A 24,982-nucleotide genomic window follows, 5' to 3' on the forward strand; every position below is an offset into this window, starting at 1 on the left:
CATTGGCCATATTTCGCCTATCTTTCAGCATCTTAACTACCTATCAAATATGCTATGCCCAGCGTGTGCCCAGCAGCACCGCAAGTCGACTGTTCGGAGAAAACAGTTTACGGTATTCGTCACTGCCACTCAAATGATCTTTTCGCAGAATTTATCCGCTGAGACTCTTGGATATCATTCGGCCAAAGCGGCATGTTGTCTCGAACATACTTGGCGATATTATGCAGACGGATGCCCTGATGGTTGGCGCTGACGCTATTTCAAATTCTGGACAGCCTCATGCATGTGAGTTGTATCGACGGCGGCGTAACGCTGGACGATGCGCAGCGACTTCCAGCCAATAGGGATCGAGCCGCCCCGGTATGCGGTGCAGGAGGTGACCAGGCCATTTGTCGACGATCCGCCGATCGGCGAAGCAGAATTTGAGGAGAGCGATCGCCTGAGCGACGCCCAGTGTTCGACCGAAGGCGCGTCGATCGAGATGCCCGCCCCGGATCAGTCGGCGCTGCTCTGGAAGCTAGGAAGCCTCTTCGTCCCCGACGCATGGGACGGTGATGACTTTTCGCCTGCATGGTGCGCCAAATGGATCAACGCAGTAATGGAAGACGCGCGTTGGCCCCGCCGCGCTTGCTCCAGTGCTTCGACGCGGTACTGCGCCGCCATCATAGTCTGGATCTGGAACTGCTGCTTGGCCGTCAGCGCGAGCAATTGGTTGGTCGCCTGACCGACACCGAGCGCGCCGTCCGCTCCCTGGCTGCGCGCGACGATACCATGCACAGTCTGCGTGTCGGCAGTCACATTCTCGACAATCTGCGACTGTACCGACATGGTTTGGCGAAAAGCGGCGATCGACACGTCCATCCGCGCCCGCGCCGCGGCGACCTGTGCGTTGAGCGTGAGCGCTGGATTGGACGCCGATGGAAACAGCTGCTGGAATTGCTGATCGGTCGAGGCGACACGGAACTGGATGCCCTGTGCCTGCCCCCTCAACTGGTCGATCTGGCGAAGCGTGCTCGTGATCGCCTGTAGTTCGGGAAAGCTGACAGCTGTCAGGTTCTTCGCCTGATTGATCAGCATCGCCGCTTCGTTCTGGAGCGAGCGGATCTGATTGTTGATCTGCTGTAGCGTGCGCGCCGCAGTCAGTACGTTCTGCGAGAAATTGGTCGGATCAAAGACGGTGAAGGCTGGTCTCGAAGAAATCAAGTCGCCCGAGCGCCGGAAACTCGTCGAGCATCATCAGCAGCTGGTGCCGGCGAGGACCATCCGCGGGCTGGTCTAGCCGCTCGGTAAGACGACGCCCGATCTGGTTGAGCACGAGCCGGACGAGCGGCTTGGTGCGGCTGATGTCCGACGGCGGGATGACGAGATAGAGCGACATCGGTCGCTCGCCCTCGATCAGGTCGGCAATCCGCCAATCGCAACGCGAGGTGACCTCGGCGACCGTCGGATCGCGGTAGAGGCCCAGGAACGACATCGCGGTCGACAGCACGCCGGAGCGCTCGTTCTCGCTCTTGTTGAGCAGTTCGCGCGGGCAGACGCGACGACCGGATGGACCCGCGGATGATCGGTGTCACCCAGATGGTTGGTCGACATCATCCGCTTCAGGGTCGCGACGAAGCTGCGCTGCGGATCGGACAGGAAGGTCGCGACGCGAGCGAGCGTCTTCTCCTCCTCGGCATAGAGGACGTGGAGGATCGCGCCGACCAGCAGCGAGTGGCTGGTCTTCTCCCAATGATTGCGCCGCTCCAGCGCGCCCTCGGGGTCGACCAGGATGTCGGCGATGTTCTGGACGTCACGGACCTCGGACGCGCCGCGGCGCACCTCCAGCAGCGGGTTGTACCGCGCCGAGCGAGAGTCGGTCGGGTTGAACAGCAGGCAGTGCGAGAAGCGCGCCCGCCATCCGGCGGTCAGGGTCCAGTTCTCGCCCTTGATGTCGTGGATGACGGCAGACCCCGTCAGGACAGCAGCGTCGGCACGACCAACCCGACACCCTTGCCCGAGCGGGTTGGCGCAAACGCCATGACATGCTCGGGACCGTCGTGGCGCAGATACCTGCCGCCAAGGCTGCCGAGCAGCACGCCGACATCCTTGTGTAATCCCGCCGCATCGACTTCGCGACCGCTTGCCCACCGCGCCGATCCATAGGTCGTGACATTGTTCGACTGGCGCGCGCGCCACAGCGATCCGGCGATCGCAGCGCTGCAGCCGATGAACCCACTCGCCCCGGCCAGCATACCGGCGCGGTCGAACACGGGTTCGGCATAGGCACCGTAGTGATACCACCATGCGAATAGCGCCCATGGCCGATAGACCGGCAGACCGCCGACGATCGCCCAGGGTGACCCGAGTTCGGGCTGATAGGCGAGCATCGCTGCGGCCCACTGCGTCGCCGCCCACACGCCCGCGATGACGATCGCGAAGACGATGAGGATCTGGCCGATCAACAGTCTCGTGGGCGTCATGGTGGTTGCGTTCCCCGCCGGATCGTCGATCGATCGGGCCGGGCAAGGATCGCCGGACGGTGCCGAAAACAGAATTGTGCTGTTGCGTGAAAATACGCTGGTTTGCGCCAGCTTCAATCATGCGACCGTCCAAGCTCCCAGACTTGCCGCCGTCACGTTCCGTTCCTATAAACACTTATTAACTATTTCATTCCAAGGAACGATCATGGCAACCGCGCGACCGCTGGCGAAGAACGACGAGAATCGAGTGCTGACCGCCTCCGTGTCGCGCGTCGCGGCGTGCTGGAAGCTCACCAACGAGCAGTTGGGCGCGGTGCTAGGCCTTTCGCCCGCGACCGCCTCGCGCCTGCGGACCGGGGGGTTCGAACTCGACCGGTCGAGCAAGGCGTTCGAGCTCGGCCAGTATCTCGTCCGCCTGTTCCGCGGTCTCGACGCGCTGATGGGCAGCGACGACGAGGCATCGATGTCGTGGCTGCGCAGCCCCAATCTCGATCTCGATGGTCGGCCGATCGACCTAATCCGCTCGATCCGGGGCCTGGGTACGGTAGCGAATTATGTCGATGACTTCCGCGCCCAGGTCTGAGGTCGTCCCGACCTCGGCGGACTTCCGGGCGTATACGGGCAAAATCTGGCGGCTGGTCGAGGCGCAGCACCGTATCTCGACCAACCGGCTGGCGGCAGGCGTCGAGGATCAGGCGCTGCTCGAGCGGCTGGTCGAGGAGGCCAAGCCGGTCATGCCGCAGGCGGCGCGTGGGCTGCACTATCTGCTCGGCACCCCGTTCCGCTACGGGTACGCCAAGGCATCGCGGTTCCGGCGAGCGAACGAGCGGCCGGGTATCTTTTACGGCTCCGAGCACGTTGCCACTGCGGTGGCCGAGACCGCCTATTGGCGCCTGCTGTTCTTCTCCCGCTCGCCCGGGTTAGTACCGCCGACGACCGTGGTCGAGCATTCGGCGTTCACGGTGCCGATCGCAGTCGACCGCGCTCTCGACCTGACTATCCCGCCGTTCGATACACATGCCGCGCGGTGGATGAAGCCGGACGACTATCGTGCCTGCCAGACGTTCGCGGCGGCCGCGCGCGGTATCGGCGGGCAGGTCGTTCGATATGCGTCGGTACGCGATCCGGACCACCGGTTCAACATAGCCCTGTTCGATCCGGCCGGATTTGCCGCTCCTGCGCCCTCGATCGAGCAGACGTGGCACCTGCGCTACGAGGCCGGACAGATGACGGCGTTCGCGGCGTTTCCGTCGAGCGAGCGTTATGCGTTTACGTTTGAGGAGTTCGGGCTGACGGTGCCGTGATCAGGTGTCGAACCCCGCGATTTCGCGCAGTTCGACGAGACGTTCGCGGGATATCTGTTCGACGACATCACGCAATTGGCGGACGGATGTCAGGATCGAAACGAGATCCTCGGCGGTCACTGCATATGCGTTCGAGTAGCGAGCCTCCACATAAGCGCGCTTGAGCAGTTCGAAGCGCCGACGGTCGCTGCGCATGTCCCGAGGCCAAGGGCCGATCAGCCTGGGTTCGTGATCCTCGGCCAGCGAACGCAGGAATTTTATGTTGTGCGAGCGCGGGAAGTAAAGCGTCCGGACCAGCAGAAAGCATATGTAGGCGCGCTCGGTTGCTTGATGGAGCGTGAAGGCAGCGTCCTTTAATTTCAATTTTTCTAGACAGAATTCTGCGATCTCGATCGCGTCGTCCACCTTTCCAAGCCAGTCCTCGAAATATCCGCGCGACATCTCATAAGCGTCGACGGACGTCAGTGGCATTGGCGTCGCGAGCGGATGGCAGGGCAACTCGTACAGCGCGATTCCGTCCCGCGCGATATCGACCCAGAAATATTCGCCGCGCCCCAGCGCCTGATTTACCTCGTCGAGCGAGTGGACGATGATGTTGACGGGACGATCGATCGACGCGTCGCGCAGGATCTTGTCCTCGGCGACATACCAATAATGCTCGATGTCCGTCAGGTCGCGGTGGCTGACGACGACGAGCAGATCGAAATCGGACTGGTATCCGTTATCTGGTTCATCGACCCAATCATCACGCGCATAGCTGCCAAACAGGATGATCTTGTAGATTTTGCCGTATTTCCGCGATGCGGAGGTGGAGCGCGAGATCGCCTCGCCGAACTCCTCCATCAGCACATCCGCACGCGCCGAAGCTCGCCTTGCTGGACGGGCGGGAGATGATCGACATCGGTGCGCATCGCCTTGATTCTCTGCACCTCCGTGACGCTTGGTAAGGGGCAACAGGCCGCTTCGATCCATTCCGAATCGCTTTGGCGGTTGCGACGCGCAGTGCGCCCATCGTATCGAGGTGCCGTCCGGCGGGCCGGGTTGCCGGCGCGCATATCCGCTTTCGAGCACAAGGCGCTGGCGCGTGTTCTCAAGCACGTTCTCACATCCCGGTTGCGCCGGATACAGCTACCGAGAATGCCCAGTGTTGTGCTTAATGCGCTTCGCCCTAGAGCGGTTTCTCACCTCGCTGGATCGAGGGGGATTCCCCGGGCCTGATTTTCTGATTCACGATCCTTGCTGGTGCTGGAGGCCAGGATGGATGGTACGAGCATTGTCGGCAGATCTTCGGGACAGAGTGGTGGCGGCGATCGCAAGCGGTCTGTCTCGCAGGCAGGCGGCGGATCGGTTCGGCGTGAGCGCGGCAAGCGCGATCCGGTGGCAGCAACTTGTGACGCAGCAGGGAACGCCGAAGCCTCAGCAGCAGGGCGGCGATCGGCGTTCGGGTAAGATCGAGGCGCGTGCGGACCTGATCCTGGACGCCTATGCGGCGACGCCCGACATCACCTTGGCGGAGTTGCAGGTGCTGCTGGCGGACCACGGCACGCAAGTCGCGCTCGGCACGATATGGCGGTTCTTCGATCGCCGCGGGATCACGCGTAAAAAAAGACGGCGCATGCGAGCGAGCAGGACCGTCCCGACATCCTGAAACGGCGCGAGGACTGGTTCGAGGGACAGCTCGATCTCGATCCGGATCGCCTCGTCTTTATCGACGAAACCTGGGCGTCGACCAACATGGCGCGCCGCTATGGCAGGGCACCACGCGGCGAGCGGCTGCGCGCCGGCGTACCGCACGGGCATTGGAAGACCACAACCTTCGTCGCCGGTCTGCGCCGCTCCGGCATGGTTGCACCTTGGGTGCTCGATGGCCCGATAAATGGTGATGCCTTCCTCACCTACGTGACCCGCGTCCTCGTGCCCGAGCTCTCGCCCGGTGACGTCGTCATTATGGACAACCTGTCGAGCCACAAGACGCCGGCCGTGCGCGCCACCATCGAAAAGGCGGGTGCCTCGCTCCTGTTCCTCCCGCCCTACAGTCCCGACTTCAACCCCATCGAAATGGCGTTCTCGAAGCTGAAGGCGCATCTGCGGAAGGCCGCTGAGCGCACCATCCACGGTCTCTGGAACGCCATTGGCCGCATCGTCGACCTCTACTCGCCACAGGAATGCTCGAACTACTTCGCTGCCGCAGGATACGATGCAGAATGATCAGAAACCGCTCTAAATCTCCTTTTATATGGCTGCGTCCGGTGCTCCCGTATCTGCAATTCAGGCGCGCTCCCGGAACGGTTAAGGCCGATCTAAACGGTACTGCTGGTGAAAGCGGACCGGCAGAATTCGGGAATGATGGTGGATTACGGCCCGGCCGCGTTCGGGCATTCAGATGGCGTAAGCGGCCGTTCGTTTAGTCTAGGTCATCGACTCATAAACCGCATCCAGATTTTGACGGCGGCGAGTTTGACGAGAGCGAGATAGTTGGCGGCGTGCTTTTCGTAGCGGGTGGCGATGGCACGGACGTGTTTGAGCTTGCCGAAGAAGCGTTTGACGAGGTTGCGCTGGCGGTAGAGGGCGCGATCGAATGGCGGGATGTTGGTTCGCTGCGGCATCGGCTTGACGTTGGCCCGCGCCCCGCGCGGCGAGGGTCCGGTGCAGGGCGTCGCTGTCGTAGGCGCGGTCGGCGAGCAGCACGTCGTCCGCGCCGACCGTGCCGAGCATGTCGGCGGCGCTGCGGCCGTCGTGCGCCTGGCCGGGTGTCAGCTTGAGCGTGATGCGCAGGCCGTTGGCGTCGACCAGCGCGTGGATCTTGGTCGTCAGCCCGCCACGCGAGCGCCCCATGCAGCGGCCTCCAGTGTCGTCCCCAAGGGCAGTGCCGGTGTCGTGCGGACCCCCTTTTTAGCATTGCCGCCATGCTGGTGAACGCGGATCGACGAGGAGTCGACCATCTGCACCTTACCAGCGTAGGCCTTTGATACCGCATCGAACAGCCGGTCCCACACACCCAGCTTCCCCCAGCGCACGAAGCGGTTGTAGCACGTCGTATAAGGACCATAGCGCTCGGGAATGTCGGCCCATGGCGACCCCGTCCGCAACCGCCAGTAAATCCCGTTCAGCACCCGCCGGTCATGAACCCGCGCCACCCCGCGCGGCTTGTTCGGTAACAACGGCGCGATCACCGACCACTCGAAATCCGACAGTTCGTACCGCCGCTGGCTCATCATCGGCTCCCTCACGGAGCTTGAATCACCAACTCAACGCCAGCGCTAGCCATTTACGAGTGCATGTCCTCAATACAATCTCGGTTTAGTGGTTATTCCAGCAACGCCGCTGACCCGACGATCTGCGCCGCGCGCCGGTTCGCCTGCTCGCCTGCCGGAAAGACGGCCATCGCTCGGGACTAACGATCGAGGTCGGCCGCGATCGGCTCGAAGGACCGCAGCCGCCTACCCGATGAACGCGATTGGAAGAGCCTTGTGTTGCGCTACCGCTCGTGAGCGAATTGCCGCGTGTCCAATCTTTATAACATCAATGTCAGCCGCGCCGAGTTCAATGACTAGATCCAGTCGAGGGACGAAGGGCGGAGCGAGCTGACCGTCGACAAGGATTACGTTTCGCCGTCGAAGCCGGGATATGTCGCCTGCGAGATCGACAGCACCCGCCAGCTCGACGTGATACAATGGGGGTTCCTGATAGGTCGCCAATATGCAAGTTTGAACGGCCACGCAAGAGGGCGGTGTACCCTCGTTGCTATTCACGTTGACTTTCGGCTCTGCATAGAGCTAGTCTTACTAGAAATTGCAAAAAGGGCTCTCTAGTTATCATTAGACGAGGCTCTCTTAAACAAAGTATATTACCGCCCCACTATAACTTCGTCCTAAGTGTTTCGAAGGAGGTGTTAAATGAACAGCCATGCCATAGATTTTTTATCCGAACCTCGCGTCACGCATGAGTCGCTTCCAAGTAAACTAACGTTCGCTTGGCTCGAGATTACGCAACACTGTAATCTTCGTTGTCGCCATTGTTATACTTCGTCTTCTCCGACTCGGCCGCATAATACTATTAACTGGGCGTCTGTGATTCGTCAAGTGTACGACGAAGGGTGTCGTCAAATTCAGTTCATAGGGGGCGAGCCCCTGACCCACCCACAAATACGCGAATTCGTAAGCTTGGCGTACAGCCTTGGGTTTGACTTTTTAGAAGTGTTTACAAACGCGGCATTGCTTGACGACGAAACTGCCACATTTCTCGCAGCACATCGCGTGAATGTTGCGACGTCATTCTATTCGACGAGGGCGGATTTACATGAATACGTGACGCTTACGAAAGGCAGCTTCGATGACACAATCGAAGGCATCCGTAATGCCGTTGCAAGCGGCCTAAGACTAAGAGTGGGCGTTATCGATGCATCACCGGATTGTGAGACGCACGACGAAAAAGTGGCCTTTTTGGAGAGTGAGGGTGTAGATCGAAGAATGATCGGTCAGGACTCTGTGAGACCAGTCGGCCGTGGGTTAAAGATGAGCCCGTTCGTCTCACAGTTTGAGACGCTATGCGGCGCTTGCTGGAACGGGAAGCTTGCAATTTCATACGATGGTAAATGCTACCCCTGCATCATGTCTCGCGATGTCGTAGTAGGAAACGTAAGAGAGCAGTCCATTTCAGAAATCGTCATCTCGCGCCCGTTGAGTAATTTCCGCCGCGACTATGGTGCCCACGTTTTAGGGTCGCGAGATAAGGATCAGGTGCCAGGGTCCTCCATGTGTACGCCTGATTGTGGACCAGCGGCCCCATGCCAGCCTATGGGCTGCACGCCATCCGGAGATTGCACTCCGTATCACTGCTCGCCGGTGCAGCCAAACTGCGGTCCGAATGACTCCGGTTGTGGTCCCGGTGATTGCTATCCTAACCTCTGCAATCCCTACAATGTATGCACGCCGTATAAATAGGCGTCGGAGTGACTTAATTTGGAAGGATGGCACCTTATGCTATCTAGCATTGATGGAAGGCAGAGCGGGTTTAATCACGAGTCCGACACGGCATCCGTTTTGTCGCAAATGAATGTGTTCGAAATTGACGGCTTGATAAAGACGGACATCTTTAAGCAATCCGTGTTGAGCAATGCGAACGCCCTACGGGACGAGGTATTCGGTGTTAAACCACGGAGCGTTCACGTTGGAGACTTTGGTGAGTCTTGGCTAGAATATGATATCCAAGACTCGGGTTTGATCGCCGACACTTTAGCTTCGGAGGTTATTCACACCTGGGCGCAATCTGTCTCAAATCAGGGACTCCAGCTCCGACCTTCGATTTGGGCAAATACTTACACGCCAGGACAGCACATTTCCTGGCATCGTGATAAATATGGTGCTGTGCAGATTTTACTTAGCATTTGTCAGCCGCCGCCGGAGTGCGGGGGGGTTTTTCAGATCAGAAGGTACGGGATAGAGTCCGACGTAGCGTTGTATCCGGGCGACGCTTTATTGTTTCGGGCGGTAGATATCGAACATAAAATTACCCCTCTCAATGCAACGCGGAGTAACTCAGATCCGATGCGCATTTCCATCGTTGCGCGCTACTTTTCGAGCTAATCTGTGTTCCATATCGCAGAACCAGCTTCTATATTCGGCTTTTGGACAGAAGGTCCTGGTCCATTGGGAAAGGGCTTTCCGATTCCATGCCGCGATGCATGGCGGACGTTTGATCCTGGCTTTGAGGTATTCGATGACACGGCAGTCCTGAATGCACTATCATCATGGCCCGCGGTAGTTCTCGATCTTTATCTTGATATTCGCATACCTGCCTGTCGTTCCGATATAGCGCGATTGGCATTGCTTAAAGCGCGAGGGGGTACTTATATTGATGGCCATACTGTACCGGGAGACTTTGATATCTTGCGTAATTATATGCATTCTTCAACTATGTTTGATTTGACAATTCCAGAAATAGACTCACAAGAATCCTCGATACCGTTCAATAGAATATTTAATAGCCCAATTTCTGCTAGGCCGTACGCGGATATTCTGGGCGATCTGTTGACGCGGGCCTTTGCTAATCTCCGATTCCAGCGGGATATCGAGAGGAGTAACCGTGGCGCTTTAACGGCATACTCGATCTTCGACCTTACTGGGCCTAATATGATTCGAGATAAGCTAATCGACTTCTCTTATTCACCGCCCCGGCCTTTTAATACATATCGCGATTTATTTCAGGTCTATAGTTTAAACAGGGGGGGAATTGGTCCCTTTCGACTCTATTGGTATGATAAATATCGCCTTGGCGCAAACCATTGGACCAGTCGTGAAAAGCAAGAGCCTCTATTTTTCAGCTCCGGACTGTGTTAGTCAGTCTATCTTAACTTAAAAGCTTTTCGGGTATTGTAATGTAATATTGTCGAGTTGAAGAACTTTCGTGCCGGCTCACGTTTTAGGGCCAAAACTCGGCGTTCAGGGCGAAGGTGGCCTTGGCTTCCATCAAGGGCGAGAAGACGCGGGCCGGAATTGGCACAGCAGTATTAGGTGCATCCGAACCTCATCAATCATTGGCGGTCGCGGCTGCTGGAGGGTGCGGCGGACGTGTTCGGCGCGGAGCCGGCCTCAGCAGAGCCGGCGATCGACGTGACGGTGCTGCACGCGAAGATCGGCGAGTTGACGCTGGCGAACGATTTTTTGGCCGGTGCGCTCGGGAAGGCCGGTCTGTTGCCGAGTGCAAAACTATGATCGACCGTGGTCACGCGCTGCCGCTGGTCGCCCAGGCGCAGCGGCCCGGGATTAGCCGCGGCAGCATCTACTATCTGCCGCGAGTTGTATCGCCAGCCGATCTGGCGATCATGCGGCGGATCGACGAGTTTCATCTGCTCTATCCGTTCGCGGGCAGCCGGATGCTGCGCGACCTGCTCCGGCAGGAAGGCGTGAGCGTTGGCCGGCTCATGTCGCGATGCTGATAAAGCGGATGCGGATCGAGATGCTCTACCGCCGGCCGCTGGGGTCGCGATCACGCGCACCGCTCGAACGAATTGCCCATAGCTTGTGAATAGGCGTCGAAGCGGAACCCCATCTGATTGCGACGGAACCGATTAAAGGCCGCAGCGCTTGCCGTCGAAGCGCGAGAACACGTGATCCGTGCCCACGGCGCGCTTAACGTCGACCTGAAAAGGCTCGGCATGAGCGAAATGTTCAGTAAACCCGACGACCCGCCCCCTGGCGACTCCTTCGCCGGCCGCTGGATGATTGGCAAAACCGAGGCTTCGGCCGAAACCTGATTTGCAGGAAATCAGCGGAAATGGCATTTTCCAACCATGTCGCTCCCGCTGATCTACACGCTGGCGCTATTTGCCACCGCTGCTCTCGCACTATGGTGCGACGGATGGGCAGCGAAGCGAGTCAGCCTCTTCTACTTTGCGGCACAGCTGGCGGCACTCGTCGCGCTGAGGTGGTCCCGCCTTCTTGGACAGTTTGGCGGCTGAGCTAAGCTATACCCGGGTTGGTTTACGCCGCCATTCTGGTGAGCGCCATATCCGGGGCATGCCCCGGATATGGCGTTGCGCCGCCTCGCCCAAACACCTCGTCCGGCGTTCGGCCGGCGAGGCGGGAGTGAGGCCGCTGCCCGTTGTAATAGGTGAACCACCTGCCGAGCCCCGTCCGCAGCTCAGAGCCGGTCTCGAAGGCGTTCAATTAGACGCACTCGTACTTCAGCGACCGCCAGAGGCTCTCGATGAAGACGTTGTCCATCCAGCGGCCGCGGCCATCCATGCTGACGCGCACCTCCGCGTCGCGCAGCACGCCCGTGAAGTCGCTGCTCGTGAACTGGCTGCCCTGGTCCGTGTTGAAAATCTCCGGCCTGCCGAAGCGCGCCAGCGCTTCCTTCAAAGCCTCAACGCAGAACTCCGCATCCATCGTGTTCGACAACCGCCAGGCGAGCACCTTCCGGCTCGCCCAGTCCATGATGGCGACCAGGTAGAGGAAGCCCCGCCGCATTGTCAGGTAGGTAATGTCGGCACACCAGACGTGACCCGGCCGCGTGATCTCCAGATCGCGCAGCAGGTACGGGTAAATACGGTGCTCCGGGTGCGGATCGCTCGTCCGCGGGCGCTGGTAGATGGGCGCCAGCCCCATCCTCGCCATCAGGCGTCGCACCCGCCGACGCCCGACCGTATGGCCGAGGCGGCAAAGGTGCCGTGCCATCTGGCGGCTGCCATACCAGGGATGATCCAGGAACGAGGCGTCGATCACCGCCATCAGCACCAGCGTCTCGGCCGTCTCCGGCACCGGCGCATAGTAGAAGGACGACCGGCTGATCGATACCAGCCGGCACTGCGCCGTGATCGACAGGCTGGCATGCTCCCGCTCAATCATCTGCCGCCGTCGCGCGATGCTCATCGCGCGAACCCCTTCGACAAAAAATCCCGCTCCACCACCAGCTGCCCGATCTTGGCGTGCAGCTTCTCGATCTCGGTGTCGCCCGCGACCTTCGCCGCCTCGGTCGCGCCCGAGAAGGTCGCTGCCATGCCATCGATTGCCTGTCGCTTCCACGTCGCGATCATCGTCGGGTGGATGCCGTGCTTGGTTGCCAGCTCGGCCAGCGTCAGGTCCCCCCGGATCGCCTCCAGCGCCACCTTGGCCTTGAACTCCCCCGTATAGCGCTTCCGCGTCGTCTTCATTGCCGTCCATCCCTCACGTCCGGGATAGCTTAGCCTCCTGTCCAGAAAACCGGCACCACCTCAAATGTCAGCTACGTCAGCGATCCGGCCTTCTGCTTCCGCTAGGTAAATTTGGACGAGAATAGTCCACGCGTAGTCGGAAAACAATGAATCGCCCAACTCCTTACGACGACGCTCCATATTTAACAAAGCGTTTAGGGCGGACTGCCGCAAGTCTTCCGGACTACAATTTAGTCTCTGAAGATTAAACAGTTCAATGGTGCCGACTAGTACGATACGGCCACTCTCAGACAGTCGGGAAGCCCGAACGTTTGCCCAGACGACTGTACTATCTGGTCTGACGTACCGTTTTCTGATCGTAACCGGTCCATCACCAATCGCGAGCCGCACGATCAACATTACGTTTCTGGATCGATCATCAGCGTGTGTTAGTGTGTCATACGTTACTCCGACCAGCTCCCGTTTTTCGCGCTGCATGATCTCGCAAATCTGAGGATCGACAGACAAAAGCCGACCATTCTCGTCTGCCACTGAGTGTCATATCAACATGGAGTATCTCTCGTGCGTTCAGAACAGGAGTCGGGGACCGGACTCCGTCACATCTTTACGAACATTTGGGAATTGGAAAAATAGCGTTTCCTTGCGACAATCGAAAATCCCGAAGGGGAGCGGCGGCCCGGTCTAAAGAGCGCAAAAATCAAGCTCGTCATTGCGGTGCCCGCCGGCCGCATATCATCGGTCATGCTGGACCCAGACCATCTTTTGCCGGACCGCGACCGAAGCAACAACGGTGTGGTGCCTTAAGGCAGACGGGGAAAGTCCGCCCAACTGCATCGAAAACCAAGAAGACGACATTCAGCCTGATTCCCGTAGTTGCCAAGTTCGGTCACTCGTTCAGCTTCCGGCTTTGCATTGGGATTACGAATTGTCGATTGCCAAACGACGGTACGCCCCTTGTCTGGGGCAATTTGTGCAGCCGATGCGTTTTAAGGCAAGCTGGCCAATCGGAAGAGGATCTTGGACATGAGCGTGAATGCTTTGGGTGAGGACACCGGGTCCGCGCGCACGGAGATCCACTTTCTTGCGGCACTGGTGGACCAGCTGATTCGTAAAATGATGGCCTCTAGCCTCGTATCGCAGGCCGACCTGAACGAGGTCGAAGAAAACGTAGCACGACGCATCGGAAGCGAGCCTCGAGCGTGGTAGGCGGCTCACCACAGCGGTCATCACCAGGATCGAACAGTCCTCGCGGTCGGCCCGCCCGATGCGCTGACAAAACGTAGCGGTGATCTGCCGGCACGTCGGCAGTGCCCGATAGGTTTGAGGGGTGGAGTTGTAGCCGATTTGGTCGGTCGTCGGTTAATACGGCATGCCCACTAGAAAGAACGCCACACGCCTTGAACGGGCGGATCGTGATGCAAGCCGCAAAGTCAACCGGAAGCAAGATAGCTGGCCGATGCGCGTTGTAGGCTTCGTCAGCGATATTGGGGACCAGCCGCAGATGCGGTTGCTATGCGCCAGCACCATCGCGATAGGCCTCAGCCGACGCGACTTTCACTTGGCAAAGACCGGGGTGAAAATGCTCGCAGCGCACACCGTGGCTACTTGGGGAAAAAGCAGCATCAAAGCGGTAATTAATCGCACCCGACCTGACGCTGGCGACGATCCCGCAGTACGCCGCGGCAATAGTCATGCTCACGAGGACAACTCGTTCCCGTCGGGGCATAGCGCGGGCGCGGTTGCCGTCGCTCGTGCATTTGCGCGCAGCTACCCGGACCATGCAATCGCCGCACACGTAGCGGCATTGGCGGTATCAGCCGTTCAGATACCGCGTGGAACACACTATGTCGGCGACGTTGCTGCAGGAGTGGTGATCGGCTTGGTCGGCGAGCAATCGAGCGATGCAGTTTTAGGGCTAAGCTCGCGAGTCATCGCCAGCGACAGCAGTATGCCCGAACTTGGCGCATGAATAAAGTGATGTGCTGCGCGTGCTCCTTGCGGTCCCGTAGACCCATGAGCCGCCACTCACAGCACCCTCAGCCAACATTGAAAGCGGACGCTCGTTCAGGCTGCAAGCGATTACATCAAGTGCATCCGCACGGCGGCCGACTCTCGCGGTGCCAAGTAAACTTAGGCGCACTGAGTTTTAAGGAGTAAGCCGAGGCCGGCCAGGGATATTCGGATGGCGGACGTAAAGGCAAAGTCAGACGTTCAGAAACAGGGCGAAGCGTCGGTCGACGCGTTTCGCCGGGATCTCGGCCCGTTCGTGGTGGCCGCCGAAAAGACCCGCATGCCGATGGTGTTCACAGGCGAGGAGCCCGGTCACCCTGTCATCTTCGCGAACGACGCCTTTTTGGCGCTGACGGGCTACGCGCGCGAGGAGGTGCTCGCCAAAAGCTTTCAGTCGCTCCTGGCGGTTGGCGTCGACGCGGAAACGATGCCGATCGTCGAAGCGGCCTTTCGCGGAGAGTGCGAGAGCGAGCCGGAGATCCATTACAAGCGCAAGGACGGTAGCGAGTTCTGGGCATCGATGTTCGTCAGCCCAGTGTGCGACGCGAGCGGAGCGATCGTACAGCAATTCGTATCGCTCGTTGACCTTACCGATCATCGGCAGGACAATGCCCGGTGCAAGATGCTGATCGACGAGCTCAATCACCGCGTGAAGAACACGCTATCAACCGTGCAGTCGATCGTCACCCAAGCGCTGCGCAGGCCAGCCGAGCCCGCTGCAATTGGTGAGGCGATCGAGTCACGCATTCTCGCACTTTCTCGGTCACACGACCTGCTCACGAGCGGCAATTGGGATGGAACGGGCCTTCACGATCTGGTCGACACCGCCTTGCAGCCGTTCGAGGTCATCTTCGGCCGACCCGAGCGTTTCACGGTCGTCGGGGATAACGTGCGATTAACACCCAAGACCACGCTTTCGCTCGCGATCGCGATCCACGAGCTCGCGACCAACGCGGTCAAGTATGGGGCCTTCTCGAACGACGCGGGAACGATCGCGATCGATTGGACGGTGGTCCCGGACGCAGCGGGCGATCGCCTGGTGCTGCGGTGGCGGGAGCGCGACGGCCCAACGGTGACGCCGCCGTCGCGCAAAGGCTTCGAGTCATGGGTCATCGAGCGCGGTCTCCCGCACGAGCTGGGCGGCCGGGTCACGCTCGACTATCACAGCCACGGGGTGGCCTGCACGATCGACATTCCCGCTCCAGACCCGGTGAAGAAATGACCGGCCTCCTCGCCGGCCGCCGGATGCTCGTCGTCGAGGACGAGATGCTCGTCCTAATGAACATCGAGATGGCGTTGGAGGAGCTCGGCTGCTCCGCGAGGCGAGCCTACGACGCCTACTATCTCGGCCTTGATGGAAAAGTGGCAAAATACCTGGCGAGAACTCGGCAAGGCTATGCCGCCGCCGGAGCGACCGCGACGGAGATCGACCTTGCGATGGGTATGGATGGTCAGACGCAACTCACACGTAGAGCCAATGTGGATGCTCTCGGTGCCGCCGTTCGATCGGCGGGCTCTCGCGCGTCACCTCCGCTTCGGCGAACCGCAATCAGCGAGGCGCTACCCGCGCCCGAGACAAACCGACGTGATCGTTGCGGAAGGGATCAGGTCTTCATCCGCGGAAGCATGCAGCCGCTGCCATCACAGCCGATCTGCTCCGGCGTAATTAAGCGAGAGGGCAAACCGCCCAAACGTTGGGACGCCGACCTCGCCTGGACTGGCTGAGGCCTCTTTACGGCCGCAGATGTCGGGCTTCGCGACGTCAACGCCGGCATCGTCGCTCCCAAATGGAACGTCGATTTCGATCGCGAGCCGATCGCTGGCGGGACGAGATCCACGGGTAGATCTGATTGATCAAAGCGATGTCGCCGAGGGCAAAAGGCTTCGTGAGCTGTTTCGATTAATCCTTAACGTCGTCGGGAGAACGTACTGCGCGGCGGTGCCGACCCAGTTGCGGACAGTCACGCCCGCTCTTCGGCATTTCAGATTCGGTCGCTCGTTCAGCTTCAATCTTTTGGCTGACCAACTGGTGACCACGCGGCGACCACAGCGGCCCGGCGGTAACTCGCAATCCGTTCTGACCGGTCGCTATTTTCCGATGCCGTGTCGGATATCACGGAAACGAGCTCGATCAGCCGCGTTGATGACGCATGTATACCGAGACCCCGCCATGCGCATCGGGCGTTCACCGACGCGACCTGTTGAAAGCAACCGTGGTCGGAACCGCGCTGACGTCGGCCGCAGGCCATCTTGAAGCTGCGACGCCGCCGGCGACGGAAAAAGGGCGACCGCAGATGCTGCCGGTCACGCTGGTCGTGAACGGGCGCGCCAACCGGCTGACGCTCGACAGCCGCACGACGCTGCTCGATGCCATGCGTAACGATCTGGGCCTGACGGGATCGAAGAAGGGCTGCGACCATGGCCAGTGCGGTGCCTGCACGGTGCTCGTCGGCGGCAAGCGGACGCTGTCGTGCCTGACGCTGGCGGCGATGGTGCGCGAACCCGTGACCACCATCGAGGGGCTGGCCGGGGCCGATGGCACGCTTCACCCGATGCAACAGGCGTTCATCGATCAAGACGCGTTCCAGTGCGGTTATTGTACGCCGGGCCAGATCCTGTCGGCGGTGGCCTGCGTCGACGAGGGCCACGTCCGCGACGCCGACGAGATCCGCGAATATATGAGCGGCAATCTGTGCCGCTGCGCCGCCTACCCGCACATCGTCGCGGCGATCGAGCAGGCCGCTCGCCAGATGCAAAAGGCCTGAGCCGATGCGACCCTTCGACTATGTCCGCGCTGCCAACGTGCCGGACGCGGTGCGCGCCGCCAGTGGCGAGCAAGGTGCGCCCACCGCCGCCCGAGCGCAGTTCATCGCCGGCGGTACGATGATGCTCGATCTGATGAAGCTCGGCTCGATGCAGCCGGGCGTTCTCGTCGACGTCAACGCGCTCGAGACGCGGCACGGCGGGATCGAGGCGACGCCACAAAGGCTGCGGCTCGGCGCGCTGGTGCGGATGGCGCAGGCCGCCGACGATGCGACGGTCAGGCGCGACTATCCGGTGATCGCCGACACGCTCAACCTCGCCGCCTCCGCGCAATTGCGCAACATGGCGAGCCTCGGCGGCAACGTCCTCCAGCGCACCCGCTGCCAGTATTTCCGCGAGCCGGGCTGGTCGGCGTGCAACAAGCGCGTGCCGGGCAGCGGCTGCGCGGCGCTCGACGGCGTCAACCGGCAGCATGCGGTGTTGGGTGTGAGCGAGCGCTGCATCGCCGAATATCCCGGCGACTTCGCGCAAGCGCTGGTCGCGCTGCGTGCCAGCGTCGAGCTCTTCGGCCCGAACGGTGCGCGCACCCTACCGTTCGAGCAGCTGCATCGATCGGCCGACACGCCCGAGGTGGAGACGGTGCTGGCACCGGGCGAGCTGATCACGGGCTTCGTCGTGCCCGCGGGCCCTTGGACGCGTCGCTCGGCGTACGTGAAGGTCCGCGACCGGGAGAGTTACGCCTATGCGCTCGCCAGCGCGGCGGTGGCGCTGGACATGGACCGCGATACCGTGCGCGAGGCGCGGATCGGGTTGGGGGGCGTCGCGTATCGGCCGTGGCGGGCGCGCGAGGCGGAGGCAATGCTCGCGGGCAAGCCGCTGACCGAGGCGAATGCCGAGATGGCAGCCCGCGCCGCCTATGCCGGCGCGCAGCCTCGCGAACACAATCGCTACAAGATCGAACTTGGACGGCGCACGCTGGTGCGCGCGCTGATGCAGGTCGGGAGCATGCAGGTCTGATGTCCGTCACCGGTCCCTCCGAGCCGATGCTGCTCGCCCCCAAGGATGCCGCCAAGCCCGCGATCGGCGCGGCCACCTCGCGTGTCGATGCCCGGCTGAAGGTCACCGGCGGTGCCCGCTACGGCTCCGACATCGATGGCGGCCGGCAGCCCGCGCATGGCTATCTGCGCACCAGCGCGATCGCGCGCGGGCGGGTCACCCGCATCGACGAGACTGAGGCGCGGCGCGTTCCCGGCGTTCTGGAGATTCTGACCTTCCGCAACGTCGGTGACCGGATCAAGCCCGGGAAGACCTTGTCCGACCAGGGCTATATGGGCAGCTCGATCGCGCCGCTAGCATCGGATCGCATCCAACACGCTGGCCAGATCGTCGCACTGGTGGTCGCCGACAGCTTCGAAGCGGCGCGCGACGCGGCCCAGCGGCTCGACATCGCCTATGCTGAGGAACGCCCCTCGGCGACGTTCGACAGTCCCGGCCTCAAGGAAGGGCTGACCAATCCCAAGCCGAAGTCCAAGGAAGGCGAGGAGAGCGGCGACGAGAATCCGAAGGTCGGCGACGCCAGAAGCGCCTTCGCCACCGCACCTGTGAAAGTCGACCAGCGCTACGAAACGCCGACCCAGCATCACAACCCGATCGAGCTGTTCACCACCACCTGCGCATGGAGCGGCGACGAGCTGACCGTCTGGGAGTCGTCGCAGAACATGTACGGCTTCAAGAACGGGCTCGCCGAACAGCTCGGCATCCCCGCCGACAAGGTCCGCACGGTGTCGCCCTTCGTCGGTGGCGCGTTCGGATCGCGCGGATCGCTGACGCAGCGCACCGCGATCGTGGCGCTGGCCGCAAAGATGGTCGGCCGCCCGGTGCGGCTCGAGGCGACGCGGTCGGACGGATTCACCATCGCTACCTATCGCGCCGAGACGCGCCACCGCGTCCGCCTCGCCGCCGGGCACGACGGCAAGTTGTTGGCGCTGATCCACGAGGGCTGGGAGATCAGCTCGCGCCCCGACGACTATAAAGTCGCGGGCACCGACGCATCGACTCGGCTCTACGCCTGCCCGAATGTCGATTCGAACGTCACGATCGTCCATGCCGATCGCAACACGCCGGGGTTCATGCGCTCCCCGCCCGAGACGCCATACCTGTTCGCGCTGGAGTCCGCGATGGACGAACTGGCGGTGGCGCTGAAGATGGACCCGGTGGAGTTGCGCCGCGTCAACGATACGCAGGTCGAGCCGATCAAGGGCCTGCCCTATACCAGCCGCGCGCTGATGCCCTGTTTCGACGCCGCCGCCGCCGCGTTCGGCTGGTCGAAGCGGACGCCGGAGCCCGGCTCGATGCGCGACGGCGACTGGCTGATCGGCTGGGGCTGCGCCTCATCGATGTACCCGACGCAGATGGGCGCTGCGTCGGCGCGCGTGACGCTGTCGCCGCAGGGCCGCGTCATCGTGCAGACTGCCACGCACGAGATCGGCCAGGGGGTGACGACGGTGATCGCGCTGACCGCCGCCGACCGGCTCGGCGTGCCGCTCGACCAGGTGACGGTCGAAGTCGGCGACAGCCGCCTGCCCCCCTCCCCCGTCGCCAGCGGATCGAACAGCACGGCCAGCGTCTGCAACGTCGTCGCCAAGGCCTGCGCCGACATCCGCGAGCGCATCGTCAGCGCCGCGGTCGTGCCCGGTGCGCCGTTCGCGGGCGTCACGCCAGCCTCGCTGGTGCTGGCGGACGGCAAGCTGACGACCCCCGATGGCCGCGCCGAGCCGCTCGCCCAGGCGATGGCCCGCGCCACTGGCGGCGCGATCGAGGCCTATGCCGAGAACATCCCCCATGGCGTGAAGCCCGACGCCTTGCAGGGCCTCTACAAGGGCCAGGGCAAGCTCGCCGGCGGTGCCAAGATGAAGGACCGCATCCAGTTCGCGTTCGGCGCGCAGTTCGCCGAGGTCTGTGTCCACCGCCTTACCCGCGAGGTGCGCGCCTCACGAGTCGTCGGTGCCTATGCCGCGGGCCGGATCGTGAACCCCAAAACCGCCAAGAGCCAGCTGATGGGCGGGCAGATCTGGGGCATCAGCGCCGCGCTGCACGAGGCGACCGAGATCGATCGGCGGACCGCCCGCTACTACAACGACGATCTCGCCGAGTATTTGATCCCGGTGAACGCCGACATCACCCGGGTCGAGACGATCTTCCTTCCGGAACAGGACGAGAAGGTGAACGATTTGGGCATCAAGGGGTTGGGCGAACTCGGCAATGTCGGGCTGAACGCGGCGGTCGCCAATGCCGTCTGGCACGCCACCGGCGTACGCGTTCGCGAACTACCGGTCCGGATCGAGAAGTTGCTCGTCGCCTAAGCTACTTTTGACCCAGATTCGGACGCTCAAAATCGCCCGAGCGCTTCCCACAAGCGGTCATCTGTTCATCTCACTGGCAGTCGTCGCTCCAGCCTGCGAACGACGGTCAAGCCATTCGCCGCCCGACGTGATCCAAATATTCGCCGATACCTGATCTTTCACGCGTTGACCTTGCGTAGGGGCGATACCGACGCGCAGGTTTTAACACTCGAGATGATGCAAGCTGTCATTCGACGCGGCGCCCCGCGTTCCAGGCTGTCTCGTCCGGGATCGCCAGCGTTCGACGCGGGTTCTCCTGATGACGCGTTGGACGTCGATGGAGAAAGACATGAGTGCAGTAGCGCACGACAGAGACCAATCGCATGGAGAGCAGGTAGCCCGGCTCGCCAAACTGATGTCCGGCATCCGCGTTTCCATGTTTACGACAACGGATGCCGACGGCCAGATGATGAGCCGCCCGATGGCGGTCCAGGAGGTCGAGTTCGATGGCGACCTCTGGTTCTTCACCAAGGTCGGCGGACGCAAGGCGGAGCAGATCGCCCGCGAGCCGCGCGTAAACATTACGCTGTCGTCCAACAGCGCCTGGATATCCGTAGGCGGCAATGCGGAGTTGGTGCGCGACACCGAGAAGGCGAAGCAGCTTTGGAATGCCGGGATCGAAGCCTGGTTTCCGAACGGGCCGGAGGATCCCGAGATCATGCTTGTGAAAGTTCATGCCGACGGCGCGGAGTATTGGGATACCCCCGGTGCGGGCGTCGTGTCAGTGTTGTCATTCATCAAGGCGCACATCACCGGCAAGCCATACCACATCGAGGATGTGAAGGTCGGTCTTTGAAGAATTTCGGGCGCGGCAATGACCCAGAAGCCGCTACTCAGCGGCCATATGCCGCTCCCGGAAAGCGGTCGTCCGTTCATGTAATCGTCGTCGTCGGCGAGTGGGTAGCTCAGGCGCGCCTGAGACAGGCTGCATGGGGTTGACCCATGCTGCGAAGCTCGCCGCTTCCGTCCTGTCAATTGTTGTGGTCTGTTCAATCGGTTACTTGCATCCGGAGGCGGTTTGGGGCTCGTCAATGGTCTTGGGCAGGACAAAGTTGATGTGGTGGTGCCTGCGCAAGCGGGAGGAGATCAAGACCGTCTCAATCGTGACAGTAGTGGTGTTCGTACGAGCCGAGGCGCTGCGCTACGTCCGCCACGCGACGTTTACGGGTTGGGAGCTGCCGGAACTGCCGGAATACTACCTGCGTGTGATTGAGCTCATCGAGGGGCTGAGCCTTGTCGCGGCCACCGTCGGTGGCACCGTGCTCGTCTGGATTGCCTCGACTCGCCCCCGACAGGGATACGTCGGACTGGCGCATCTGATGTCTGTTCCCGAACGGCCGAGCAAATACGCCTACCATGTCTCGATGCCCGATGGCCCGCCGGGTTTGGCGCCGTTCGTCGAGATATCGGACGCCGAGATCGCCATCGCGCTCCGGCACGTCGAGCTACACGGTGGTGCCCGAAATCGGCTTTACGAGCGATGGTGGCGGTGGCGCCCGGACATTTTCCTCGCATTGTTCAAAACCGACGGTCGGCTGGGGGCATGGCGTCCGATCGCGGTGTCAATCGTCCTGCCACTGACTGCTGACGGTGCCGAGTTCTCGCATGCCGGCACTGGCGGTGCGGTCGATCTCGACTTCAGCCATATCACCCCGCCCGGGTTCGCCCCCGCCGCGCTTGTGGTCGATACCTGGATCGTGGAGGCCAAGGGTTCAAAACTAGACGCGCGCGGCAGGAAGCGCCGCGTACCGACCAACCGGTTCGCGAATGCGCTGGTCCTCCTTCACATCGGCGTGTTGCTGCCCGTGGGGGCACTCGCGGAGATCATCGTCGAGGCCGATAACAAGCAACTTAAGATGTTGCTGCAGTTGATAGGGTTCAAGGCTCGCGGTGGCGGCGACAAGAACGATCATCGCTCGGTCCGGCCAGAGGACGTCGAAGGCAACGCCAATCTCCAGAGAATCTTAGCCAATGTCGATCTGCTTAGGGGCTGGCCCATCGGCAACCTACGCAGCTCGGTCAATGGCGAGAGGCGCGTTTCCGTATCCGTTGTCGCCAGGTAATTCCGCTCCCAACATCCGCACTCGCGATCCCTCGCCTCATCGAATGATCAACCTGCATCGATCGAAATAGCGGTGCCCGTGACGAACGTACCAAGGTCGTTACTCAGCCGGGGCGCTTTGGGGAGGGCTCGTGGTTGACACAAGGGCAATTGCGGACGCTTATCTCGAAGCCGCCGGAGGAGGATAGGCCCAGCCGGCTATGCGCATCGATGAGCAGATCGTGCCGCGGCCCGATCGCCGCGCGCACCGCCTCGGCACAGGCGACGCCGCGATCGATGAGACGCGACAGCTCGGCGCGCTCGATCGGCCCCGTCGGGATTTCGTCGAACGGAGCGAGCTTGACTGCGGTGAACCCGCAGCGACAGCGCGTTCGGCCATTTGCGCGAAGCCCTCGGGCGTGCGCGGATCCGTCGATCGGTTGATGTTGGCATAGACGCGCACCTCGTCGCGCAGCTTGCCGCCGAACAGCTGATAGGTCGGTACGCCGAGCGTCTTGCCGCGACGATCGCCTTAGCGTCGGGTGACTGCGCGATCAGCGCAGCGCTCGCCTCGCGGAACCAGGCGATGTCGAACACGCTGCGTCCGCGCAGGAGATCGAGCAAACGCTTCAGCCACGCGATTGTCTCCACATCGTGCCCGCTCTGCGACGCGTCACCGATGCCGGTCAGGCCATTGCTCGCCTTCAATCGCACGATGATCCAGTCGCCCCGCTTGTTCACCGGCAGACGAAAAACCTCCAGGCTGTCTATCATCGTCGCCTGCCGCGGCGCCGCGACCCCGGCGCTCGCCGCCAGAGCGGCCGGGCCGATCGCCATCCCCATCAACAGCGCGCGTCGCTCCACCGCTCAGGCCCGCCGCTCGATGCGGAACGTGGCGAACGGCTGCAACGCGGCGATCGCGGCGATCGGCGCGGGCGGGCGCCAGCGGAACTGACGGACGTCGATATGATCGCGATGGACGTCGAACAGCGTGAAGCCGTTGCGCTCCTCGGTAACCGCGACGTCGCTGCCGACCAATTGCTCAGGCAGCTTGGGAACATGCCGCGGCCGAGGCTCGGCCAGCCATTGCCAGTGCCGATCGGTCCCGACAGCACGGCCTCGAGCGGGTTCCGCGACAGATCGATGTCGCCGCTCGCCGTCACGCGCTTGGCACCGCTGGCATGCATGTCGCCGGAGATCGTGATCGCCGGGCGAGACGGCTGCTCGGTCAGCGCCCCGACGAGCCGCTGGTGCTGGTCCCACCAGCTAGGCGGCCAATAGCCCTCGTCGCTGCCGGTCACGTTGGCCGGGGGCTTGTCCTCGTACCACTCGCCGATCTTGCCGGCGGTCCAGGCCATCGGGTTCGAGGGTACGTGATATATTGCGCCGCATCGGAGGTTTTCAGCCGGTCGATCAGGAACGCCTCGACATCGGGGAACAGTACGCCACCGGACGGGCTCTCATTCCCACCCCGGCGGCAGTCGAACAGCGCCAGCTCGGCCAGCTTGCCGATCCGAACCGCCTCCACGGTATCCGACGTCAACGCGCCACCTGGCAGCTTGGGACGATGCAGCGCAGCATCGGCAGCACCGATGCCCTGCGGATCGACGTCGGTCCAGTGATATCAGCCGAAGCCAAGGATAACATCGAGCGTCACATTCAAGCAATGTGCAGCGCGGGCGCAGCAATAGAGCAACTCGCGCTTCCCGAAGAAGCGGACAAAGGCACGTTCATCCCGCCGACCATCGTCGAGATCGACAAGATATCGGAGTTGAAGCAGGAAGTGTTCGGGCCGGTGCTACACATCGTGCGATATCGACGTGAGCAACTCGACGACCTGATCGAAGCAATTAATGCGACGGGTTATGGCCTCACGTTCGGCCTGCATACCCGACTTGAAGAGACTGTCGCCCATGTCACCGACCGGGTGCAGGCGGGCAACCTCTACGTAAACCGGAACGTCATCGGCACGGTCGTCGGGGTGCAGCCATTCGGAGGCCGCGGTCTGTCCGGAACCGGCCCGAAGCGGGTGGACCGCTCTACCTCGGACGCCTCGTCGAGCAGGCACCGCCTGCGAACATCGCCGCCGCCTTCACGACCAGGGTGGCCGAGCCCTGCGCCGCTGTCCTCGTGGAGGGCGACGCGGCCGCCGTCGGCCGGGCCGTCAGGGAGGCGGCAGAGCACAGCGGCCCGATCGTTTCCGTCCACGTGGCCCGAACCGATCAGGCACTCGCCTACGAAACGCGATGGCTTCTGGAAGAGGTCGCCGCATCCATCAACACGACTGCGGCGGGCGGAAACGCCAGCCTGATGATGCTCGGCTAGGCCCGGACACACCGGGCGAACGA

General features: G+C 61.8%; 23 protein-coding genes and 4 pseudogenes. 20 read left to right on the forward strand and 7 right to left on the reverse strand.

Features of this window, described 5'->3' with window-relative positions:
- Positions 1 to 495: 495 nt before the first annotated feature.
- Positions 496 to 1,203 carry a P-type conjugative transfer protein TrbJ gene (gene trbJ / locus HUU99_RS04160; protein WP_174285324.1) on the reverse strand — a complete coding sequence of 236 codons (708 nt, stop codon included), beginning with the start codon at positions 1,201 to 1,203 and terminating at the stop codon, positions 496 to 498.
- A pseudogene (traG, locus tag HUU99_RS04165) lies at positions 1,181 to 2,462 on the reverse strand (IncP-type conjugal transfer protein TraG); the annotation flags it as partial. The pseudogene traG and the gene trbJ, both read right to left, overlap by 23 nt.
- Here traG and HUU99_RS15470 point away from each other — a divergent pair.
- Together HUU99_RS15470 and HUU99_RS04175 are read left to right on the forward strand one after the other, a co-directional pair.
- Positions 2,425 to 3,045: an MbcA/ParS/Xre antitoxin family protein gene (locus tag HUU99_RS15470; protein ID WP_254602909.1), complete on the forward strand. Its 621-nt coding sequence runs from the start codon at positions 2,425 to 2,427 to the stop codon at positions 3,043 to 3,045. The pseudogene traG and the gene HUU99_RS15470 sit on opposite strands and share 38 nt — an antisense overlap.
- Positions 3,023 to 3,766, forward strand: a complete 744-nt coding sequence (locus HUU99_RS04175; protein WP_254602910.1) for an RES family NAD+ phosphorylase — start codon at positions 3,023 to 3,025, stop codon at positions 3,764 to 3,766. Before HUU99_RS15470 ends, HUU99_RS04175 begins: the two co-directional genes overlap by 23 nt.
- Here the strand turns inward: HUU99_RS04175 and HUU99_RS04180 are convergent, their stop codons facing one another.
- A complete protein-coding gene (locus tag HUU99_RS04180) occupies positions 3,767 to 4,738 on the reverse strand; it encodes a nucleotidyltransferase and HEPN domain-containing protein (protein ID WP_217430763.1) in 972 nt (323 codons plus the stop codon).
- Positions 4,739 to 5,027: 289 nt separating this feature from the next.
- Here HUU99_RS04180 and HUU99_RS04185 point away from each other — a divergent pair.
- Positions 5,028 to 5,974, forward strand: a protein-coding gene (locus tag HUU99_RS04185) for an IS630 family transposase (RefSeq protein ID WP_174285326.1) whose coding sequence is annotated in 2 segments (ribosomal slippage) — positions 5,028 to 5,367 and positions 5,367 to 5,974 — 948 coding nt in all. Because the reading frame shifts where the segments join, the coding sequence is not laid out codon by codon here.
- A 201-nt stretch (positions 5,975 to 6,175) separates the two neighbouring features.
- Here HUU99_RS04185 and HUU99_RS15860 read toward each other — a convergent pair.
- A complete protein-coding gene (locus HUU99_RS15860) occupies positions 6,176 to 6,601 on the reverse strand; it encodes a transposase (protein ID WP_375380037.1) in 426 nt (141 codons plus the stop codon).
- Entirely contained in the window at positions 6,577 to 6,981 is a 405-nt protein-coding gene (locus HUU99_RS15865; protein WP_375380038.1) for an IS5 family transposase, read from the reverse strand. The genes HUU99_RS15860 and HUU99_RS15865 overlap by 25 nt, the downstream gene beginning before the upstream one ends.
- A 681-nt stretch (positions 6,982 to 7,662) precedes the next feature.
- Between HUU99_RS15865 and HUU99_RS15750 the strand changes: the two genes are divergently transcribed.
- From HUU99_RS15750 to HUU99_RS04215, 5 genes and pseudogenes are all read left to right on the forward strand, one after another.
- Entirely contained in the window at positions 7,663 to 8,709 is a 1,047-nt protein-coding gene (locus HUU99_RS15750; RefSeq protein ID WP_174285327.1) for a radical SAM protein, read from the forward strand.
- Positions 8,710 to 8,817: 108 nt separating this feature from the next.
- A complete protein-coding gene (locus tag HUU99_RS15350) occupies positions 8,818 to 9,351 on the forward strand; it encodes a hypothetical protein (RefSeq protein WP_217430764.1) in 534 nt (177 codons plus the stop codon).
- 3 nt (positions 9,352 to 9,354) lie between these two features.
- Positions 9,355 to 10,104 (forward strand): hypothetical protein, encoded by a 750-nt coding sequence (locus HUU99_RS04200; protein WP_174285328.1) that lies wholly within the window; start codon positions 9,355 to 9,357, stop codon positions 10,102 to 10,104.
- A gap of 113 nt (positions 10,105 to 10,217) precedes the next feature.
- Positions 10,218 to 10,753 (forward strand): annotated as a pseudogene (locus HUU99_RS15475) (transposase); the annotation flags it as partial.
- Positions 10,754 to 10,874: 121 nt separating this feature from the next.
- Entirely contained in the window at positions 10,875 to 11,021 is a 147-nt protein-coding gene (locus HUU99_RS04215) for a hypothetical protein (protein ID WP_174285331.1), read from the forward strand.
- Positions 11,022 to 11,247: 226 nt separating this feature from the next.
- Here the strand turns inward: HUU99_RS04215 and HUU99_RS04220 are convergent.
- A pseudogene (locus tag HUU99_RS04220) lies at positions 11,248 to 12,419 on the reverse strand (IS3 family transposase).
- Positions 12,420 to 12,479: 60 nt separating this feature from the next.
- The gene (locus HUU99_RS15755; RefSeq protein WP_174285332.1) at positions 12,480 to 12,950 is read right to left on the reverse strand and encodes a PAS domain-containing protein; all 471 of its coding nucleotides are present in this window, start codon (positions 12,948 to 12,950) and stop codon (positions 12,480 to 12,482) included.
- Positions 12,951 to 13,442: 492 nt separating this feature from the next.
- Here HUU99_RS15755 and HUU99_RS04230 point away from each other — a divergent pair, with 492 nt between their 5' ends.
- The 12 genes and pseudogenes from HUU99_RS04230 to HUU99_RS04285 all read left to right on the forward strand — a co-directional run.
- A complete protein-coding gene (locus HUU99_RS04230) occupies positions 13,443 to 13,625 on the forward strand; it encodes a hypothetical protein (RefSeq protein ID WP_174285333.1) in 183 nt (60 codons plus the stop codon).
- Between the two features lie 163 nt (positions 13,626 to 13,788).
- Positions 13,789 to 14,388, forward strand: a complete 600-nt coding sequence (locus tag HUU99_RS04235) for a phosphatase PAP2 family protein (RefSeq protein WP_174285334.1) — start codon at positions 13,789 to 13,791, stop codon at positions 14,386 to 14,388.
- A 213-nt stretch (positions 14,389 to 14,601) separates the two neighbouring features.
- Positions 14,602 to 15,651, forward strand: a complete 1,050-nt coding sequence (locus HUU99_RS04240) for an HWE histidine kinase domain-containing protein (protein WP_174285335.1) — start codon at positions 14,602 to 14,604, stop codon at positions 15,649 to 15,651.
- Positions 15,648 to 16,154, forward strand: a complete 507-nt coding sequence (locus tag HUU99_RS04245) for a hypothetical protein (RefSeq protein ID WP_174285336.1) — start codon at positions 15,648 to 15,650, stop codon at positions 16,152 to 16,154. The genes HUU99_RS04240 and HUU99_RS04245 overlap by 4 nt, the downstream gene beginning before the upstream one ends.
- A gap of 425 nt (positions 16,155 to 16,579) precedes the next feature.
- Positions 16,580 to 17,194 carry a (2Fe-2S)-binding protein gene (locus HUU99_RS04250; RefSeq protein WP_174285337.1) on the forward strand — a complete coding sequence of 205 codons (615 nt, stop codon included), beginning with the start codon at positions 16,580 to 16,582 and terminating at the stop codon, positions 17,192 to 17,194.
- A gap of 4 nt (positions 17,195 to 17,198) precedes the next feature.
- Positions 17,199 to 18,209 (forward strand): FAD binding domain-containing protein, encoded by a 1,011-nt coding sequence (locus HUU99_RS04255; protein ID WP_174285338.1) that lies wholly within the window; start codon positions 17,199 to 17,201, stop codon positions 18,207 to 18,209.
- Complete coding sequence (locus tag HUU99_RS04260) at positions 18,209 to 20,554, forward strand: xanthine dehydrogenase family protein molybdopterin-binding subunit (RefSeq protein ID WP_217430765.1); 2,346 nt, start codon at positions 18,209 to 18,211, stop codon at positions 20,552 to 20,554. The genes HUU99_RS04255 and HUU99_RS04260 overlap by 1 nt, the downstream gene beginning before the upstream one ends.
- Before the next feature lie 298 nt (positions 20,555 to 20,852).
- Entirely contained in the window at positions 20,853 to 21,389 is a 537-nt protein-coding gene (locus tag HUU99_RS04265) for a pyridoxamine 5'-phosphate oxidase family protein (RefSeq protein ID WP_217430766.1), read from the forward strand.
- Positions 21,390 to 21,522: 133 nt separating this feature from the next.
- Positions 21,523 to 22,656 carry a hypothetical protein gene (locus HUU99_RS04270; RefSeq protein ID WP_217430767.1) on the forward strand — a complete coding sequence of 378 codons (1,134 nt, stop codon included), beginning with the start codon at positions 21,523 to 21,525 and terminating at the stop codon, positions 22,654 to 22,656.
- Positions 22,657 to 23,034: 378 nt separating this feature from the next.
- Positions 23,035 to 23,589 carry a hypothetical protein gene (locus HUU99_RS04275; RefSeq protein WP_174285340.1) on the forward strand — a complete coding sequence of 185 codons (555 nt, stop codon included), beginning with the start codon at positions 23,035 to 23,037 and terminating at the stop codon, positions 23,587 to 23,589.
- Positions 23,590 to 23,600: 11 nt separating this feature from the next.
- Positions 23,601 to 23,915 (forward strand): hypothetical protein, encoded by a 315-nt coding sequence (locus HUU99_RS04280; protein WP_174285341.1) that lies wholly within the window; start codon positions 23,601 to 23,603, stop codon positions 23,913 to 23,915.
- 298 nt (positions 23,916 to 24,213) lie between these two features.
- A pseudogene (locus HUU99_RS04285) lies at positions 24,214 to 24,959 on the forward strand (aldehyde dehydrogenase family protein); the annotation flags it as partial.
- Between the last annotated feature and the right edge of the window lie 23 nt (positions 24,960 to 24,982).

The organism is Sphingomonas bacterium, assembly GCF_903642285.1.
Classification (GTDB): Bacteria; Pseudomonadota; Alphaproteobacteria; order Sphingomonadales; family Sphingomonadaceae; genus Sphingomonas.

Coding starts and splice junctions, on each gene's coding strand:
- HUU99_RS15470 (WP_254602909.1), top strand. CDS start 2,425: ATGAGGATCTGGCCGATCAACAGTCTCGTGGGCGTCATGGTGGTTGCG.
- HUU99_RS04175 (WP_254602910.1), top strand. CDS start 3,023: ATGACTTCCGCGCCCAGGTCTGAGGTCGTCCCGACCTCGGCGGACTTC.
- HUU99_RS04180 (WP_217430763.1), bottom strand. CDS start 4,738: ATGGATCGAAGCGGCCTGTTGCCCCTTACCAAGCGTCACGGAGGTGCA.
- HUU99_RS15860 (WP_375380037.1), bottom strand. CDS start 6,601: ATGGGGCGCTCGCGTGGCGGGCTGACGACCAAGATCCACGCGCTGGTC.
- HUU99_RS15865 (WP_375380038.1), bottom strand. CDS start 6,981: ATGAGCCAGCGGCGGTACGAACTGTCGGATTTCGAGTGGTCGGTGATC.
- HUU99_RS15750 (WP_174285327.1), top strand. CDS start 7,663: ATGAACAGCCATGCCATAGATTTTTTATCCGAACCTCGCGTCACGCAT.
- HUU99_RS15350 (WP_217430764.1), top strand. CDS start 8,818: ATGAATGTGTTCGAAATTGACGGCTTGATAAAGACGGACATCTTTAAG.
- HUU99_RS04230 (WP_174285333.1), top strand. CDS start 13,443: ATGAGCGTGAATGCTTTGGGTGAGGACACCGGGTCCGCGCGCACGGAG.
- HUU99_RS04235 (WP_174285334.1), top strand. CDS start 13,789: ATGCCCACTAGAAAGAACGCCACACGCCTTGAACGGGCGGATCGTGAT.
- HUU99_RS04240 (WP_174285335.1), top strand. CDS start 14,602: ATGGCGGACGTAAAGGCAAAGTCAGACGTTCAGAAACAGGGCGAAGCG.
- HUU99_RS04245 (WP_174285336.1), top strand. CDS start 15,648: ATGACCGGCCTCCTCGCCGGCCGCCGGATGCTCGTCGTCGAGGACGAG.
- HUU99_RS04250 (WP_174285337.1), top strand. CDS start 16,580: ATGTATACCGAGACCCCGCCATGCGCATCGGGCGTTCACCGACGCGAC.
- HUU99_RS04255 (WP_174285338.1), top strand. CDS start 17,199: ATGCGACCCTTCGACTATGTCCGCGCTGCCAACGTGCCGGACGCGGTG.
- HUU99_RS04260 (WP_217430765.1), top strand. CDS start 18,209: ATGTCCGTCACCGGTCCCTCCGAGCCGATGCTGCTCGCCCCCAAGGAT.
- HUU99_RS04265 (WP_217430766.1), top strand. CDS start 20,853: ATGACGCGTTGGACGTCGATGGAGAAAGACATGAGTGCAGTAGCGCAC.
- HUU99_RS04270 (WP_217430767.1), top strand. CDS start 21,523: ATGGGGTTGACCCATGCTGCGAAGCTCGCCGCTTCCGTCCTGTCAATT.
- HUU99_RS04280 (WP_174285341.1), top strand. CDS start 23,601: ATGATCGCGATGGACGTCGAACAGCGTGAAGCCGTTGCGCTCCTCGGT.